This is a genomic window from Pseudomonas sp. N-137 (assembly GCF_034555295.1).
Classification (GTDB): domain Bacteria; phylum Pseudomonadota; class Gammaproteobacteria; order Pseudomonadales; family Pseudomonadaceae; genus Aquipseudomonas; species Aquipseudomonas rhizophila.
In genome coordinates this window covers 288,262-305,396 of the sequence record NZ_JAXUDQ010000018.1, presented here as the reverse complement: position 1 = coordinate 305,396, position 17,135 = coordinate 288,262, and the positions used below count along the sequence as shown (strand labels likewise).

Here is a 17,135-nt window from a genome sequence, read left to right as displayed (position 1 = left end):
CCTAACCGGGGAACCCGCGGCGATTATGGATTGACGCTGGCCTTCAACATTTTGCCCGGCTTGAAGGCGACGGTGTTGCTGGCCTTGATCTTCACCGGCTCACCGGTCTGTGGGTTTTTGCCGGTACGCGCGCCGCGGTGGCGCTGCAGGAAGGTGCCGAAGCCTACCAGGGTGACGCTGTCCTTGCGGTGCAGGGCGCCGGTGATTTCTTCGAGAACGGCGTTGAGGACGCGGTTGGCTTGCTCTTTAGTGAGGTCAGCCTTTTCCGCGATGGCGGCGGCGAGTTCTGGTTTACGCATGAATGAAGCCCCTTTTGACGGTTTTTTTGTTGTTATGTCTGGGCTGTACTCATGGAAACAGCCCCTAAGGCGCCGCAGGCTCTACTCTGCGGCAGACGGGAGTGAGGATGGCACGGGGCCGCAGGCGACGCCAGTGTCAGGGTGGCCTTTGTCGCGCCGAAAGCAGGGTATTTACGACAGAAGGACTGGCATTTACGCCAGCAGCGCTGGAAGCTCTTTGTTCAGTGCCAGTTTTTCCATCACGGCCGCGCCGGTCAGGGCGTAACCCAGCAGGTTGCCGTTGGCGTCGCGGCACAGGGCCTTGATGTCACTGCCCTGCCCTTCGACGCTCCACACGCCTTCGCTGCCCCGTGGTGGTGGCGAAACCACCAGTGGGCACACCGGGGTTTTCACGGTAATTGGCATGGCACCGTAGCGCACGGCGGTCGGGTTGCCGGCCAGGGTTTGGGCCAGGGCGCGGGCGCAGCTCATCAGCGGCATGACGTACAGCAGGTTCAGGCCGTCGACCTCGGCGCAGTCGCCCAGGGCGTAGATGTTGGCGTGGGAGGTTTTCAGGTGGCGGTCGACCACCACGCCGCGATTGACCACCAGGCCGGCAGCGGCGGCCAGGTCGATGCGGGGGCGCAGGCCGATGGCCGAGACCACCAGGTCGCAGGCGATCACCTGGCCGTCGGACAGGTGCGCCTCCAGCCCGTCGGCCACTCGTTGCAGGCGATTGAGCACCGGCCCCAGGTGGAAACGCGCACCGAGGCTTTCCAGCCCGGCCTGTACCGCAGCGGCGGCCGCAGGGTGCAGCAGGGTCGGCATGACTTGCTCGCACGGCGCGACCAGTTGCACTTCGTAACCGCCCAGGATCAGGTCGTTGGCGAATTCGCAGCCAATCAGCCCGGCACCGAGCAAGAGCACCCGGCGCTTGCCGGCGGCCGCTGCGCGAAAGCGTGCGTAATCTTCCAGATCGTTGATGGGGAAGATCAGGTCCGAGGCATCACCCTGTACCGGCACGCGCACGGTTTCTGCGCCCCAGGCCAGGATCAGGTCGCGGTAGTTCACCGTTTCTTCGCCGATCCACAAGCGTTTGTGGCCCGGATCGATGCCGCTGATGCGGGTGTGGGTGCGCACTTCGGCGTTCAGTTGCTCGGCCATGGCGCCCGGCTCGGCCATGCTCAGGCCGTCGGCGTCTTTGTTTTTGCCAAAGCCTGTGGAGAGCATGGGCTTGGAGTAGGAGCGACCGTCATCGGCGCTGATCAGCAGCAGCGGAGTTTCGCTGTCGAGTTTGCGAAACTCCCGGGCCAGGTTGTAACCGGCAAGGCCCGTACCGACGATGACGACAGGTGCACTCATGTTGCTCTCCATGTAGCTCTCCATGCAGGAAACGATCAGATAGCGATCATTTCGAAATCCGATTTACCCACGCCGCAGTCCGGGCAGAGCCAGTCTTCGGGTACGTCTTGCCAGGCAGTGCCGGGCGCGATGCCGTCATCCGGCCAGCCAAGGGCTTCATCGTAGATCAGGCCGCAGACAATACATTGCCACTTTTTCATTCAGGTACTTCCTCAGGTGTCGGCATTTGCCGGTATGGTTGGGTCGATGTAAAGCTGCCCCTTCCGGCTCAGGGCGTTTTGTACTGATCGGTCGCGAGAGATGCAAGCATGATCGACGCTAAGACCGCCCCGCTGAATCAAATTCGCCAACCGACATGGTAAGCTCGCGGCCTCATTTGCTGCCATTCAAGACCTCTGTGCCGCATACAAATTCGATATTTCCTACACTCCAATGGTTGCCCCAGCCCCTGCTGTCGCCTCGCCCTGACGCCTGTGTGCTCGACTGGCTATTCGACGAAGGGTCCCTGACCCGGCGCCTGACGCGGCTGTCGGATGAGCGTTTCAGCGTGACGCCGCTGTTCGAAGGTTGGCAACCCTTGCGTGCCGATGAATGTGCCGCGCTGGATCTGGCCGAGGGCAGCGAAGGCTGGGTACGCGAGGTGTATCTGCGCGGCCATGGCGAGGCCTGGGTGTTTGCCCGCAGTGTGGCGGCGCGTAGCGCGTTGCAGGGCGACGGTTTGCAGATGGACGAGCTGGGCAGTCGCTCTCTGGGCGAGTTGCTGTTTTGCGACCAGGCGTTCCAGCGCCGGGCCATCGAGGTTTGCCATTACCCCGAACAATGGTTGCCGGCTGAGGTGCGCGCTCGTGAACTGTGGGGCCGCCGTTCGCGTTTTGATCGCGGAACGTTGAGTGTGCTGGTGGCGGAAATTTTCCTGCCGCGCCTGTGGACCGTCGCCCGCGCCTATTCGGAGAACTGCTGATGTACGTGCAACTGCTCAAATCCTTGAACCGCCTGAACCCGCGGGCGTGGGACTTCGTGCAACTGACGCGCCTGGACAAGCCCATCGGCATCTATCTGCTGTTATGGCCGACGTTGTGGGCTTTGTGGATTGCCGGGGAAGGTTCGCCGTCCCTGGCCAACATCGTGATTTTCGTGCTTGGCGTGGTTCTGACTCGCGCCGGTGGTTGTGTGATCAACGACTGGGCCGACCGCAAGGTGGACGGCCACGTCAAACGCACCGAACAGCGCCCGCTGGTGAGCGGCAAGATCAGTTCGAAAGAGGCACTGGTGTTCTTCGCGGTGCTGATGAGCGTGAGCTTCCTGCTGGTGCTGTGCACCAATGCACCGACCATCTTGCTGTCCCTCGGCGGGCTGGCGCTGGCGTTCAGTTACCCGTTCATGAAGCGCTACACCTACTATCCGCAAGTGGTGCTGGGGGCAGCGTTCTCCTGGGGCATGCCGATGGCGTTCACTGCCGAAACCGGGCATTTGCCGGCGGCGGCCTGGCTGCTGTACATCGCCAACCTGCTGTGGACGGTGGGCTACGACACCTATTACGCGATGACTGACCGGGACGATGACTTGCGGATCGGCGTCAAGTCCACGGCCATTCTGTTTGGCGATGCCGACCGCGTGATCATCCTGACGCTGCAGGGCTTGGCCTTGGGTTGCCTGCTGCTGGCCGGGTCGAAATTCCAGTTGGGCGGCTGGTTCCACTTGGGGCTCGTGGCCGCTGCCGGGTGTTTTGCCTGGGAATTCTGGTACACCCGCAGCAGGGACCGGATGCGCTGCTTCAAGGCGTTTTTGCACAACCATTGGGCCGGGTTGGCGATTTTCGTGGGGATTGTGCTGGATTACGCGTTGCGGTGAGACCGCTGACCCAGCGCTGAACCCACGGTCATGAAATCTTTGTGGCCGGGGAGCTTGCTCCCCGGCCACAAAAGCGTTTTAGCACCGATCAGCTACTTGGGCTTGGCAACCTTCCAGGCACCGCCCATCACGCCGTCACCGGTCTTGTCTCCGGCTTTCTTGTCCTTCACGAAGGTGTACAGCGGCTTGCCGTCGTAGGCCCACTGCGACGACCCGTCGTCGCGCGTAATCACGGTCCATTTACCCATGGGCATGGCAGCGCTTTCAGCCTTGAGCGGTGGCCAGTTCTCGGCACATTTGGCAACGCACGCTGACTTGCCGCCTTGGTCATTCTCAAAGGTGTACAACGTCATGCCCTTGTGGTCGGTCAGCATGCCATCTTTGATCATCGCCGGTTCGTCAGCCGCGTACGCCAGCGCCGGCAGCACCAAGGCAACCGCCAGGCCCAGAGCCTTGATGGATTGGGTAAGGTAAGTCATGGAAACCTTCTTTTGCAGTTGTCAGGAATCGGACTCAAAAGCTTAGTCCAGGATCCTCTACACTGCCGGGTGCCGAAACAAGTGTCACACGACTGCAATAATTCCGTTATCTAATGCGGCGCAAGACAGTTAAATGACAAGAGGATTACCCCATGGTTGGCAGGAGCATTCTGATCGTCGACGACGAAGCGCCCATCCGCGAGATGATCGCCGTTGCGTTGGAGATGGCCGGCTATGACTGCATGGAAGCAGAAAACTCCCAACAGGCCCACGCCATCATCGTCGACCGCAAGCCCGACTTGATTCTGCTGGACTGGATGCTTCCCGGTACGTCTGGCATTGAACTGGCGCGACGCCTCAAGCGCGATGAGCTGACCGGTGATATCCCGATCATCATGCTCACCGCCAAGGGCGAAGAAGACAACAAGATCCAGGGCCTGGAAGTCGGCGCCGACGACTACATCACCAAGCCGTTTTCCCCTCGGGAGCTGGTGGCACGCCTGAAGGCCGTGTTGCGGCGCGCCGGCCCGACCGACGGCGAGGCACCGATTGAAGTCGGCGGCCTGCTGCTGGACCCCATCAGCCACCGCGTGACCATCGACGGCAAACCCGCCGAGATGGGCCCGACCGAATACCGTCTGCTGCAATTTTTCATGACTCACCAGGAGCGCGCCTATACCCGTGGGCAACTGCTGGACCAGGTCTGGGGCGGTAATGTTTATGTCGAGGAGCGCACCGTGGACGTGCACATTCGTCGCCTGCGCAAAGCCCTCGGCGATGCCTATGAGAATCTGGTACAAACTGTGCGCGGCACCGGTTACCGTTTTTCGACCAAGGCCTGACCCGAGCCCTTACCGCCCGACAAGCTGACAAGGACGCGCGTTCAATTGAATCAAAACTGGCATGGCACCCTGATTCGCCACATGTTGTTGCTAGTGACCGGCTGTCTGGTCGTGGGCCTGATCACCGGCTTCTACGGCTGGAGTCTGGCGGCGGGCCTGGCGCTGTACCTGGCCTGGACGCTCAAGCAATTGCTGCGCATGCATGAGTGGTTGCGCCTGCATAAACCCGACGAGGCCCCGCCTGACGGCTATGGCCTGTGGGGTGAGGTATTCGACAGCATCTATCACCTGCAACGGCGCGACCAGCGCGTGCGTGGCCGCCTGCAAGCGGTGATCGACCGGGTCCAGGAGTCCACTGCGGCGCTCAAGGACGCGGTGATCATGCTCGACAGCGATGGCAACCTGGAATGGTGGAACCGCGCCGCCGAAACCCTGCTGGGCCTCAAGACACCTCAAGACAGCGGCCAGCCAGTGACCAACCTGGTGCGCCACCCTCGCTTCAAGGAATACTTCGAACAGGAAAACTACGCCGAGCCGCTGGAGATTCCTTCACCCACCAATGACCGGGTGCGCATTCAGCTGTACCTCACACGCTACGGCAACAACGAGCACTTGATGCTGGTGCGTGACGTGACGCGCATCCATCAGTTGGAACAGATGCGCAAAGACTTCGTCGCCAATGTCTCCCATGAGTTGCGCACGCCGTTGACCGTGATCTGCGGGTATCTGGAAACCCTGCTGGACAATGTCGAGGAAGTGAACCCACGCTGGAGCAGGGCCTTGCAGCAGATGCACCAGCAAAGCGGGCGTATGCAGACCCTGCTCAATGACCTGCTGCTGCTGGCCAAACTTGAAGCCACCGATTACCCCTCGGACAACCAGCCGGTGCCTGTCGACGACTTGCTGCAAATCATTGTTGAGGATGCCCAGGAACTCTCCGGGCCCAAGCAGCAGACCATCACCCTTGAAGCCGACCCGAACGTGCAGCTCAAGGGCAGCGAGGCCGAACTGCGCAGTGCCTTCTCCAATCTGGTGTTCAATGCCGTCAAGTACACGCCGGAACAAGGCCGGATTCACGTTCGCTGGTGGGGCGACGGCCAAGGCGCACACCTGAGCGTGCAGGATTCGGGCATCGGCATCGACAGCAAACACCTGCCGCGCCTGACCGAACGTTTCTACCGCGTCGATTCCAGCCGCAACTCCAATACCGGCGGCACCGGGCTGGGCCTGGCGATCGTCAAGCACGTGTTACTGCGGCATCGCGGGCGCATGGAAATCAGCAGCGTGCCCGGCCATGGCAGTACGTTTACCTGCCATTTTGCCCCGGCACAGACGGTTCGCGCGCGCCTCACCCGCGCCGCCGATTGAGACCGGCCAGCACTCGCCACTAGGCAACAGCCCAGTCAGCCGCTACATTGGCTGACTTGTGCCTGCCTTTTCAGGCACTCATTTCCAATCCTTTCGAATATACGGAACCCGCAAAACTCCATCATGGACCCTTCCCCTGGCTTGTCCCTGGCAACACTCTTCGCCGAATTCGGCATGATTCTTTTTGCTCTGATCCTGGTTCTGCTCAACGGCTTTTTCGTTGCGGCCGAATTTGCCATGGTCAAACTGCGCTCGACCCGGGTCGAGGCCATCGCTGAGAAAAACGGCTGGCGCGGGCATATCCTGCGTACCGTTCACAGCCAGCTCGATGCTTACCTGTCGGCCTGTCAACTGGGTATCACCCTGGCCTCCCTGGGCCTGGGCTGGGTCGGTGAGCCGGCGTTCGCCCACGTTCTGGAGCCGCTGCTGGGCGCGGTCGGCGTTGAGTCACCGGAAGTGATCAAGGGCGTGTCGTTCTTCACCGCGTTCTTCATCATTTCGTACCTGCACATCGTGGTCGGTGAGCTTGCGCCCAAATCCTGGGCGATCCGCAAGCCCGAGCTGCTGTCGCTGTGGACCGCCGTGCCGCTGTACCTGTTCTACTGGGCCATGTACCCGGCGATCTACCTGCTCAATGCCAGCGCCAACGCCATCCTGCGTATCGCCGGCCAAGGCGAACCCGGCCCGCATCACGAGCACCATTACAGCCGTGAAGAACTGAAACTGATCCTGCACTCCAGCCGTGGCCAGGACCCAAGCGACCAGGGCATGCGTGTGCTGGCCTCGGCTGTGGAAATGGGCGAGCTGGAAGTGGTGGACTGGGCCAACTCCCGGGAAGACCTGGTGACGCTGGAGTTCAATGCGCCGCTCAAGGAGATCCTGGCGATGTTCCGTCGCCACAAGTTCAGCCGCTATCCGGTGTACGACAGCGATCGCCAGGAGTTCGTCGGCCTGCTGCACATCAAGGATCTGCTGCTGGAACTGGCGGCCCTGGATCACATTCCCGAGTCGTTCAACCTGGCCGAACTCACCCGCCCACTGGAGCGCGTGTCGCGGCACATGCCGCTCTCGCAGCTGCTGGAGCAGTTCCGCAAGGGCGGCTCGCACTTCGCCCTGGTTGAAGAAGCCGACGGCAACATCATCGGTTATCTGACCATGGAAGACGTGCTCGAAGTGCTGGTGGGCGACATCCAGGACGAACACCGCAAGGCCGAGCGCGGCATCCTGGCCTATCAGCCGGGCAAGCTGCTGGTGCGCGGTGACACGCCGTTGTTCAAGGTCGAGCGCCTGCTGGGCATCGACCTGGACCACATCGAGGCCGAGACCCTCGCCGGGCTGGTCTATGAAACCCTCAAGCGCGTGCCGGAAGAGGAAGAAGTGCTGGAAGTCGAAGGCCTGCGGATCATCATCAAGAAGATGAAAGGACCGAAGATTATTCTGGCGAAGGTGTTGATGCTCGATTGAGCGTCAACCTGATATTGAACACCCCTGTGGCGAGGGGATTTATCCCCGCTGGGCTGCGAAGCAGCCCCAAAAGCTGACATTCCAGGGTGACGGGTCAATTGAGTTAGCAGTGCTGAGGCTCGCTTCGCGCCCCAGCGGGGATAAATCCCCTCGCCACAAGAGCCCCCTGCCTATTCAGGACTTACTGCTTGCCCAACGCAAAGTTGGGCAAGTCGCCCACCGGTTGATTGAACTGGTAGGGAATCGACACCAGCCCCAACCCGGTATTGCGCTGCACCACGAAATGCAGGTGCGGACCTGAACTGTTGCCGGTATTGCCCGACAGCGCCAGCGGCGTTCCCACCATCACCCGTTGCCCTTCCCGCACGCTCACCGAGCCTTTTTGCAGGTGCAGGTACACGCCCATGGTCCCGTCATCGTGCAGCACCCGCACGAAGTTGCCCGACGGGTCGGTGCCACGGCCGGTCTGGTGATTTTCCGTCTTGACCACCACGCCGCCGCGCGCCGCGATGATCGGCGTGCCCTCGGGCATGGCGATGTCCATGGCATAACGGTTTTTGGGGCCATAGTGGCTGTATTGACCGTTGGCCCCCTGGCTCAGCCGAAACGGACCACCACGCCACGGCAGCGGGTAGCGATAAGCCTGCGCCGTGCCTGCAGGGTCGCCCAGGGAGTATTCGAACCGCGGGGTATACACCAAAGGCTTTCCGGGGCGCGTGGCCGTGAGCAGCGCCAGACGCAGGTTACTGCGCGCCGGCAGCACCCGCCGGATCGGCCGGCTCGGTGCCCCGCTGACGTTGCGTAGCCCGGCAAAACTCAATTCGATCTCCACCGGCGCGTACAAGTCGTTGCGCACGAACACCGCGTCCGCGCCCTTCTGTTTCTTGATATCGAGAAACACCTGGCGCTCGAGACGTTCGACCATGCGATCACGGAACACGAACACCTGCGCGCCCTTGCTGGGGCGGTCGCTGTAGGACACCACGCCATTGGCATCGGTGGATTTGTAGATCGTCATGGCCACGGCCGAGGTGGAGGCCAGGACAAGACCACAGGCAAACAGCAGGGGCAAAAACATGGGCAAGAATTCTGTCGAAATGAAGGCCTGTACAGCAGCCTAGCAGCTGGATGGACCAGCGTAGTCGACGGATGTTTCAAAATGGGTTGGCCGATAGGGCGCTATTGCCGCTGGTGACCCCATCGCGAGCAGGCTCGCTCCCACACTGGATCTGCTGTGGACACAAATTTTGTGAACAACAGAGATCACTGTGGGAGCGAGCCTGCTCGCGATGACTGACTGAAGGACGCCGCCGAATCAGGCGCCAGGTACGAAGTGCTTCTGCGCTGTACCGCGGGCAATCAGGCGGGAGATGTAGTCGAGCTTCTGTGGGTCTTTATCGACAAAACGGAAGGTCAGTTGCAGCCATTCGCTGTCGGGGGTCTGCTCGTGAGCAACGATGGCGTGCAAGTAACCGTTGAGGCGAGCGGTTTCGGCGTTGTCGCCCTGCTCCATGTCCAGCACGGCGCTTTCCAGCACCTGTGGCAGGGTGTCGGTGCGTTTGACCAGCAGCAGCGCTTCCTTGAGGCTCAGGGCCTTGATCACGCATTGCTGGGTGCCGCTGGAGAGGCGCAACTGGCCCTGACCACGGTTGGCGCCAGCCGGGGCGGTGGAGGCTGAAGGCGCCTTGACCGGCGGGCTGTTGAGCATGCCGCGGGCTGGAGCAGCAACAGCGGCGGGCGCGGCAGCTGCAACGACAGCAGGCTTGGCAAATGGATTGACCGCCGGAGCCGCCGCCGCAACCGGAGCCGCCTTGCCGCCGGTAAGCGCGCTGAGCGAATCATTGCCGAACGCCGAGTTCATCTTGGTCGGAGCGCTGTTCATCAGGGTGTCGAGCTTGCCAACCTTGTGCAGGGCCTGCTTGACCTTGGTCAGCAGTTGCTCGTTGGTGAACGGCTTGCTGACGTAGCCGGAAACGCCGGCCTGGATCGCCTGGACCACGTTTTCCTTGTCGCCGCGGCTGGTGACCATCACAAACGGCATGCCCTTGAGATTGTCCTGCTGGCGGCACCAGGTCAGCAGTTCCAGGCCCGACATTTCCGGCATTTCCCAATCGCACAGCACCAGGTCGAACGCCTCACGGGCCAGCAGGGATTGGGCTTTCTTACCGTTCACCGCATCTTCGATGCGGATGCCCGGGAAGTAGTTGCGCAGGCACTTCTTCACCAGGTCACGAATGAACGAAGCGTCGTCCACGACCAACACACTGACCTTACTCATCCAGATACACCTCTAAAAAATCCCGGCAAGCATACCGCTTTTACTGATGGCATATTGCCAAAAAACCTTCAGTCACGCCGGGACTCTTCGTTCGCGGGGTGCTGCTTTCGATTAAAAAAGCCGCAAAAAAAAGCCCGACCAGAAGGCCGGGCGCTTTTCTTGGGCAATCTTACTTATCGTCAGTTTCGCCCGGAACATTAGCGGTTTCGGACGAGGTGCCCTCCACTTCGGCCTTCATGCGCTTGAGCCCCAAGTGCCGCACGTCGGTGCCGCGCACCAGGTAGATCACAAGTTCCGAGATGTTGCGCGCATGATCGCCGATACGCTCCAAAGAACGCAGCACCCAGATGATGCTCAGCACCCGGGAGATGGAGCGCGGGTCTTCCATCATGTAGGTCGCCAGCTCACGCAGCGCGGTCTTGTATTCGCGGTCGATGATCTTGTCGTACTGGGCCACCGACAGTGCCAGGTCGGCGTCGAAACGGGCGAAGGCATCCAGTGCGTCGCGCACCATGTTGCGCACCTGGTCGCCAATGTGACGAACTTCGACGTAACCGCGCGGCGCCTCGCCTTCTTCGCACAGCTGAATGGCGCGACGGGCGATCTTGGTGCTTTCGTCGCCGATTCGTTCCAGATCGATCACCGACTTGGAGATGCTGATGATCAGGCGAAGGTCGGAAGCGGCCGGTTGACGACGGGCCAGGATGCGCAGGCACTCTTCGTCGATGTTGCGCTCCATCTGGTTGATCTGGTCGTCGATCTCGCGCACTTGCTGGGCCAGGCCGGAGTCGGCCTCGATCAGCGCGGTCACCGCGTCGTTGACCTGCTTTTCCACCAGCCCGCCCATGGCCAGCAGGTGACTGCGTACTTCCTCCAGCTCGGCGTTGAACTGTGCGGAAATGTGGTGAGTAAGGCCTTCCTTCGAAATCATCTTGTGCGCTCCGCGAAAGTTGCAAGCTTCAAGCTGCAAGCTTCAAGCAGTTGAATGTTGATCCTGATACCGCACCGCTTCTGTATCGCCGCGTCAAACGTGCGGCTTGCAGCGGCCTCGACTAGCCATAACGACCGGTGATGTAGTCTTCGGTCTGCTTCTTGGCCGGGTTGGTAAACAGGGTGTCGGTGTCGCCGAATTCCACCAGTTTGCCCATGTACATGAAGGCGGTGTAGTCGGAAACCCGCGCCGCCTGTTGCATGTTGTGGGTCACGATGACGATGGTGAATTTGGATTTGAGCTCGTAGATCAGCTCTTCGACTTTCAGGGTCGAGATCGGGTCCAGGGCCGAGCAAGGTTCGTCGAGCAACAAGACTTCCGGCTCAACGGCGATGGTACGGGCAATCACCAGACGTTGCTGTTGACCACCGGACAGGCCCAGTGCCGATTCGTGCAGACGATCCTTGACCTCGTCCCACAGCGCCGCGCCCTTGAGCGCCCATTCCACGGCTTCGTCAAGAATGCGCTTTTTGTTGATACCCTGGATGCGCAGGCCGTAGACCACGTTCTCGTAGATGGTTTTGGGGAACGGGTTAGGCTTCTGGAACACCATGCCCACACGACGACGCAGCTCGGCCACATCTTCGCCCTTGCGGTAGATGTCGTTACCGTAGAGGTTGATTTCGCCCTCGACGCGGCAGCCGTCCACCAGATCGTTCATACGGTTGAAGGTGCGCAGCAAGGTTGACTTGCCGCAGCCCGACGGGCCGATGAACGCGGTGACGCGCTGTTTCGGAATGTTCAGGCTGACGTCGTACAGAGCCTGCTTCTGACCGTAGAACAGGTTCAGGCCGGGCACTTCGATGGCGACGGTTTCCTGAGCCAGGTCCAGGCTCTGCTTGTCGCGGCCCAGGGCCGACATGTTGATGCCGCGTGCTTGTGTCTCGTGTTGCATGGGAGGCTCCCTGTGCTAACAAATTCGGTTCGGTTGTCTGGGAGCGAGCCTGCTCGCGATTCAGGCAACTCGGTTTGGCTTTAAAACCGAGGTGATGCCATCGCGAGCAGGCTCGCTCCCACAAAAGATCAGTGTGAAATCAGCTATCGAGTGCTTTGTACTTCTCGCGCAGGTGGTTACGGATCCACACCGCCGACAGGTTGAGCGTGGCAATCACCAGCACCAGCAACAGCGCCGTGGCGTATACCAGCGGTCGCGCCGCTTCGACGTTCGGGCTCTGGAAGCCTACGTCATAGATGTGAAAGCCCAGGTGCATGATCTTCTGGTCCAGGTGCAGGTACGGGTAGTTGCCGTCCAGCGGCAGCGACGGGGCCAGTTTCACCACGCCTACCAGCATCAATGGCGCCACTTCACCCGCGGCGCGAGCCACCGCGAGGATCATGCCGGTCATCATCGCCGGGCTCGCCATGGGCAGCACGATTTTCCACAGTGTCTCAGCCTTGGTCGCGCCCAGGGCCAGGGAGCCTTCGCGCACAGTACGCGGGATACGCGCCAGGCCTTCTTCAGTGGCGACGATCACCACCGGCACCGCCAGCAGCGCCAGGGTCAGGGACGCCCAGAGCAGGCCCGGGGTACCGAATGTCGGTGCCGGCAGGGCTTCGGGGAAGAACAACCGGTCAACCGAACCACCTAACACATAAACGAAGAAGCCCAGGCCGAACACACCGTAGACGATGGCCGGTACGCCCGCCAGGTTGTTCACCGCGATGCGGATCAGGCGGGTCATCGGTCCCTGGCGAGCGTATTCACGCAGGTACACCGCTGCCAGCACACCGAATGGCGTCACCACCATCGCCATGATCAGGGTCATCATGACGGTGCCGAAAATCGCCGGGAAGATCCCGCCTTCGGTGTTGGCTTCACGAGGATCGTCGCTGAGGAATTCCCAGACCTTGCTGAAATAGAAACCGATCTTGGTGAACGTCCCCATGCCGTTCGGCTGGTAGGCATGCACCACTTTGCCGATCTCGATTTCCAGTTCTTTGCCATTGGCATCGCGGGCGGTCAGGCTGTCGCGGTTGAACTGCGAATGCAGGTCGCCCAGACGCGCTTCGATGTCTTTGTAGCGGGCATCGAGCTCGGCGCGGTCAGCGTCCAGGTCCGCTTGTGCAGCAGCGTCCAGCTTGCCTTCCAGCTCCAGCTTGCGGCCTTTGAGACGAATGCGCTCAAGCCCTGCGTTGATTGCGCCGATGTCGGATTTTTCCAGGGTCTTGAGCTCAGCCGCGAGTTTGTTGACCCGGGCCACGCGAGCTTGCAGTTCCGGCCAGGCCGCTTCGCCTTCGGCGATGACCTTGCCGTTCTCTTTGACGTTGACCAGGTAGCCGTAGAAATTACCCCACTCACGACGCTCGATGGCCATCAGCTCCGGCGGCGTGGTCTGGTTGGTCAGCCAGTCACCGACGATCCAGGTGAAATCCGTGCCGTTGAGGTCCCGGTTGCCGACCTTGATCAACTCGCGGGTCATGAACTCGGGGCCTTCGTCCGGCACCGGCAGGCCAGCGCTTTTCAGACGCTCGCGGGGCACTGATTCCTTCTGCACCACTTCGCCTACAACCAGATGCGCGGGCATGCCCGGCACGTTGTAGCTGGCGTGGATCAGGTCCGCCGGCCAGAAATGGCCCAGACCGCGCACGGCAATCACTGCCAGCAGGCCAATGGTCATGATGACCGCGATGGACACCGCACCACCGCTGATCCAGACGCCGGGGGCGCCGCTCTTGAACCATCCTTTCAGGGAGTTCTGTTTCACAGACTTCTACCTTTCTTAAAGCGACGAATATTTCTTGCGCAGACGCTGACGGATCAGCTCGGCGAGGGTGTTCATGATGAAGGTGAACAGCAGCAGCACCAGCGCCGACAGGAACAGCACGCGGTAATGGCTGCCGCCGACTTCCGACTCAGGCATTTCCACCGCCACGTTGGCCGCCAGGGTGCGCAGACCTTCGAACAGGTTCATTTCCATGACCGGCGTGTTACCGGTGGCCATCAGCACGATCATGGTTTCACCGACCGCACGGCCCATGCCGATCATCAGCGCCGAGAAGATGCCGGGGCTGGCGGTGAGAATCACCACGCGGGTCATGGTCTGCCACGGCGTGGCACCGAGGGCCAGCGAGCCCAGGGTCAGGCCACGCGGCACACTGAACACGGCGTCTTCAGCGATGGAGTAGATGTTCGGGATGACCGCAAAACCCATCGCCAGGCCGACTACCAGGGCGTTGCGCTGGTCGTAGGTGATGCCCAGATCATGGGAGATCCACATGCGCATGTCGCCACCGAAGAACCAGGCTTCCATGTACGGGCTCATGTACAGCGAGAGCCAGCCCACGAACAGGATCACCGGGATCAGCATCGCGCTTTCCCAGCCCTCTGGCACCTTCAGGCGCACGGACTCAGGCAAGCGGCTGAAGACGAAACCGGCCACCAGGATGCCAACGGGCAACAACATCAGCAGGCTGAAGATACCTGGCAGGTGCCCTTCGACGTAGGGCGCCAGGAACAGGCCGGCGAAGAAACCAAGGATCACCGTCGGCATCGCTTCCATCAGTTCGATCACCGGCTTGACCTTGCGGCGCATGCCCGGGGCCATGAAGTACGCGGTGTAGATCGCGGCAGCAATCGCCAGCGGAGCCGCCAGCAGCATCGCGTAGAACGCCGCTTTCAGGGTGCCGAAGGTCAGCGGCGAAAGGCTCATCTTAGGTTCGAAATCGGTGTTGGCCGCAGTCGATTGCCAGACGTATTTAGGCTCGTCGTAGTTTTCGTACCAGACCTTGCCCCACAGAGCGCTCCACGAGACTTCCGGGTGCGGGTTATCCAGCAGCAACGGTTGCAATTTGCCGCCTTGCTCCACGATCAGACGGTTGGCCCGAGGTGACATGCCGAACAGGCCCTGGCCGTCGACCACCTGGTCTACCAGCAAGGTGCGGTGAGCGGTACTGTGGAACACGCCGAGTTTGCCGGAAGCGTCCAAGGCCACGAAACCTTTACGCCGTTCCTCGGCGGTGATCTCAACGATCGGCGCAGTGCCCATCTGGAACGTACGAATCTGTTTCAGGCGTTGCTCACCGTCCGCATCGCGGGCCATGAACCACTGAGCCAGGCCACCTGTGGAGTCACCAATGATCAGGGAAATCCCGCCTACCAACTGGGTGCTGGCGGTGACCTGGGCGTCGCCGTTCTCAAGCAGCTTGTAGCGACCGTTGAGGCTCTTTTCCCGCAGGCTGAACACATCGGCCTGGGCACGCCCGTTGACCACATACAGCCATTGCTGACGCGGGTCGACGAAGATGTTTTTGACCGGCTCGGTCATCTGCGGCAGATCGATACGCGTCTGCTCGCTGGTGACTTCACCGGTCATCATGTTTTCTTCGCTGGTGATCGACAGCACCTGCAGTTGCGCGCCCGTGGAACCGGCGAGCAACAGGGTCGAATCAGTGGCGTTGAGCGATACGTGCTCCAGCGGCGCGCCCTGCTCGTTGAGCACAATCGGCGTTTCGCCGTACGGGTACTCGATGGCCGGCGAAATGGTTTTCTTGCCGTCCGGATAGCTGACTTTATAGGTATGACGCACCACCAGTGCCTGGCCGTTGGACAGACCGATCACCACCAGCGGGCTGCCGGGTTGGTCTTCGCCGATGGAGGTCACGCTGGCACCCGCCGGCACCGGCAGGTCGACACGACGCAGCTCTGCTCCGGTATCGATATCGAAGAACAGCGCCTGACCCTTGTCGGAGATCCGCATCGCCACCTGGTTCTGCTCTTCGATGGCGATCATCAGCGGTTTGCCGGCGTCCTGCATCCAGGCAGGAGTAATCGAGTCCTTGGAGGTCAGGTCCGCGCCCTGGAACAGCGGGAGGACCACATACGCCAGGAAGAAGAAAATCAGGGTAATCGCCGCCAGCACGGCGAGCCCGCCGACCAGAACGTACCAGCGGGTCAGGCGATCCTTGAGCGCGCGGATACGGCGCTTGCGTTGCAGTTCAGGCGTATTGAAGTCAATGCGCTTGGGAGGGGAAGTCGTAGTCATTGTGGAATTGGCCAGATCATTCATGCGCACACCCTAGCGATCCTGTATGACAGAAAGATGACAATGCAGTGACGCAACAAATCCGCCGCCCGTGAATACCGGCAGCGGACAGAAATTGGGGTGTGGGGGGCTTGCTCGGGATGGGGTCATCACATTCAAACCTCAATGTTGACTGACCTACCGCTATCGCGAGCTAGCTCGCCCCCACAAAAGCCCGGGTGTGGCCCGGGCTCAGGTGTTACTTCTTGGCGACGTTGCCGCCTTCGGACAGACCCAGGTCAGCCAGGGCCTTGGCGGCAACCTTGGCTGGCAGTGGGATGTAGCCGTCCTTGACCACAACTTCCTGACCTTGCTTGGACAGAACCAGCTTCAGGAACTCAGCTTCCAGCGGGGCCAGAGGCTTGTTCGGAGCCTTGTTGATGTAAACGTAGAGGAAACGCGACAGTGGGTACTTGCCGTTCAGGGTGTTTTCTTCGGTGTCTTCGATGAACTCGCCGCCTTCTTTCTTGGCAAGAGCAACGGTTTTCACGCTGGCGGTTTTGTAGCCGATGCCCGAGTAGCCAACGCCGTTGAGCGAGCTGCTGATGGACTGTACAACCGACGCCGAACCAGGCTGTTCATTGACGTTGGACTTGTAGTCGCCTTTGCACAGGGCTTCTTCTTTGAAGTAGCCGTAGGTGCCGGATACCGAGTTACGACCGAACAGCTGGATTGGCTTGTTGGCCAGGTCACCGGTCACGCCCAGGTCACCCCAGGTCTTGACGTCAGCCTTGGCGCCGCACAGGCGGGTCGACGAGAAAATTGCATCGACCTGAGCCATGGTCAGGCCTTTGATCGGGTTGTCCTTGTGTACGAACACCGCCAGGGCGTCCACGGCCACTGGAACAGCAGTAGGCTTGTAACCGTATTTGGTTTCGAAGGCCTGCAGCTCGTTGTCCTTCATCTTGCGGCTCATCGGGCCCAGGTTGGAGGTGCCTTCGGTCAGAGCAGGTGGCGCAGTGGAAGAACCGGCGGCCTGAATCTGGATATTTACGTTCGGGTATTCTTTCTTGTAGTTCTCGGCCCACAGGGTCATCAGGTTGGCCAGAGTATCGGAGCCGACGCTGGACAGGTTGCCCGACACACCGGTGGTCTTGGTGTAGCTCGGGATGGCTGGGTCGACAGCGGCAACCGCGTGGGCGGTCGCAACGCCAGCGGCGACAAAGGTCATTGCCGTCATCAAACGCTTCAGTTTCATGCC

General features: G+C 61.0%; 16 protein-coding genes. 5 read left to right on the top strand and 11 right to left on the bottom strand.

What is annotated here, in order from left to right; genetic code table 11:
* Nucleotides 1–23: 23 nt before the first annotated feature.
* The 3 genes from T3A99_RS16265 to T3A99_RS16255 all read right to left on the bottom strand — a co-directional run bounded on the left by T3A99_RS16265 (nucleotide 24) and on the right by T3A99_RS16255 (nucleotide 1,840).
* Entirely contained in the window at nucleotides 24–299 is a 276-nt protein-coding gene (locus T3A99_RS16265) for an HU family DNA-binding protein (protein ID WP_047226733.1), read from the bottom strand.
* Between the two features lie 192 nt (nucleotides 300–491).
* Nucleotides 492–1,640 carry an NAD(P)/FAD-dependent oxidoreductase gene (locus T3A99_RS16260; protein ID WP_047226792.1) on the bottom strand — a complete coding sequence of 383 codons (1,149 nt, stop codon included), beginning with the start codon at nucleotides 1,638–1,640 and terminating at the stop codon, nucleotides 492–494.
* 35 nt (nucleotides 1,641–1,675) lie between these two features.
* Nucleotides 1,676–1,840 carry a rubredoxin gene (locus T3A99_RS16255; protein WP_047226732.1) on the bottom strand — a complete coding sequence of 55 codons (165 nt, stop codon included), beginning with the start codon at nucleotides 1,838–1,840 and terminating at the stop codon, nucleotides 1,676–1,678.
* A gap of 197 nt (nucleotides 1,841–2,037) precedes the next feature.
* On the opposite strand from T3A99_RS16255, the gene T3A99_RS16250 reads away from it, so the two are divergent.
* Nucleotides 2,038–2,601 (top strand): chorismate--pyruvate lyase family protein, encoded by a 564-nt coding sequence (locus tag T3A99_RS16250; protein WP_047226791.1) that lies wholly within the window; start codon nucleotides 2,038–2,040, stop codon nucleotides 2,599–2,601.
* Nucleotides 2,601–3,491, top strand: a complete 891-nt coding sequence (gene ubiA, locus T3A99_RS16245) for a 4-hydroxybenzoate octaprenyltransferase (protein WP_188251872.1) — start codon at nucleotides 2,601–2,603, stop codon at nucleotides 3,489–3,491. Before T3A99_RS16250 ends, ubiA begins: the two co-directional genes overlap by 1 nt.
* Before the next feature lie 92 nt (nucleotides 3,492–3,583).
* Here the strand turns inward: ubiA and T3A99_RS16240 are convergent, their stop codons facing one another.
* Nucleotides 3,584–3,970: a hypothetical protein gene (locus T3A99_RS16240; RefSeq protein WP_107323134.1), complete on the bottom strand. Its 387-nt coding sequence runs from the start codon at nucleotides 3,968–3,970 to the stop codon at nucleotides 3,584–3,586.
* A gap of 152 nt (nucleotides 3,971–4,122) precedes the next feature.
* Here T3A99_RS16240 and phoB point away from each other — a divergent pair, with 152 nt between their 5' ends.
* The 3 genes from phoB (at nucleotide 4,123) to T3A99_RS16225 (ending at nucleotide 7,644) form a co-directional block, all read left to right on the top strand.
* On the top strand, nucleotides 4,123–4,812 hold the full coding sequence (gene phoB / locus T3A99_RS16235; protein ID WP_003177195.1) for a phosphate regulon transcriptional regulator PhoB: 690 nt from the start codon (nucleotides 4,123–4,125) through the stop codon (nucleotides 4,810–4,812).
* 81 nt (nucleotides 4,813–4,893) lie between these two features.
* Entirely contained in the window at nucleotides 4,894–6,180 is a 1,287-nt protein-coding gene (phoR, locus tag T3A99_RS16230) for a phosphate regulon sensor histidine kinase PhoR (protein WP_230682609.1), read from the top strand.
* 123 nt (nucleotides 6,181–6,303) lie between these two features.
* Nucleotides 6,304–7,644 carry a hemolysin family protein gene (locus T3A99_RS16225; protein ID WP_076383211.1) on the top strand — a complete coding sequence of 447 codons (1,341 nt, stop codon included), beginning with the start codon at nucleotides 6,304–6,306 and terminating at the stop codon, nucleotides 7,642–7,644.
* 181 nt (nucleotides 7,645–7,825) lie between these two features.
* Here the strand turns inward: T3A99_RS16225 and T3A99_RS16220 are convergent, their stop codons facing one another.
* The 7 genes from T3A99_RS16220 to T3A99_RS16190 all read right to left on the bottom strand — a co-directional run bounded on the left by T3A99_RS16220 (nucleotide 7,826) and on the right by T3A99_RS16190 (nucleotide 17,132).
* Nucleotides 7,826–8,722 carry a peptidoglycan DD-metalloendopeptidase family protein gene (locus T3A99_RS16220; RefSeq protein WP_047226727.1) on the bottom strand — a complete coding sequence of 299 codons (897 nt, stop codon included), beginning with the start codon at nucleotides 8,720–8,722 and terminating at the stop codon, nucleotides 7,826–7,828.
* Between the two features lie 237 nt (nucleotides 8,723–8,959).
* Nucleotides 8,960–9,922, bottom strand: coding sequence for a response regulator (locus T3A99_RS16215; RefSeq protein WP_047226726.1), 963 nt, complete (start codon nucleotides 9,920–9,922; stop codon nucleotides 8,960–8,962).
* A 169-nt stretch (nucleotides 9,923–10,091) separates the two neighbouring features.
* Complete coding sequence (gene phoU / locus T3A99_RS16210) at nucleotides 10,092–10,853, bottom strand: phosphate signaling complex protein PhoU (RefSeq protein WP_047226725.1); 762 nt, start codon at nucleotides 10,851–10,853, stop codon at nucleotides 10,092–10,094.
* A gap of 121 nt (nucleotides 10,854–10,974) precedes the next feature.
* Nucleotides 10,975–11,808 (bottom strand): phosphate ABC transporter ATP-binding protein PstB, encoded by an 834-nt coding sequence (gene pstB / locus T3A99_RS16205; RefSeq protein WP_047226724.1) that lies wholly within the window; start codon nucleotides 11,806–11,808, stop codon nucleotides 10,975–10,977.
* A 139-nt stretch (nucleotides 11,809–11,947) separates the two neighbouring features.
* Nucleotides 11,948–13,618 carry a phosphate ABC transporter permease PstA gene (pstA, locus tag T3A99_RS16200; protein WP_047226723.1) on the bottom strand — a complete coding sequence of 557 codons (1,671 nt, stop codon included), beginning with the start codon at nucleotides 13,616–13,618 and terminating at the stop codon, nucleotides 11,948–11,950.
* A gap of 15 nt (nucleotides 13,619–13,633) precedes the next feature.
* The gene (locus T3A99_RS16195) at nucleotides 13,634–15,667 is read right to left on the bottom strand and encodes an ABC transporter permease subunit (protein ID WP_172833810.1); all 2,034 of its coding nucleotides are present in this window, start codon (nucleotides 15,665–15,667) and stop codon (nucleotides 13,634–13,636) included.
* Between the two features lie 466 nt (nucleotides 15,668–16,133).
* Complete coding sequence (locus tag T3A99_RS16190; RefSeq protein WP_076383209.1) at nucleotides 16,134–17,132, bottom strand: phosphate ABC transporter substrate-binding protein PstS family protein; 999 nt, start codon at nucleotides 17,130–17,132, stop codon at nucleotides 16,134–16,136.
* Between the last annotated feature and the right edge of the window lie 3 nt (nucleotides 17,133–17,135).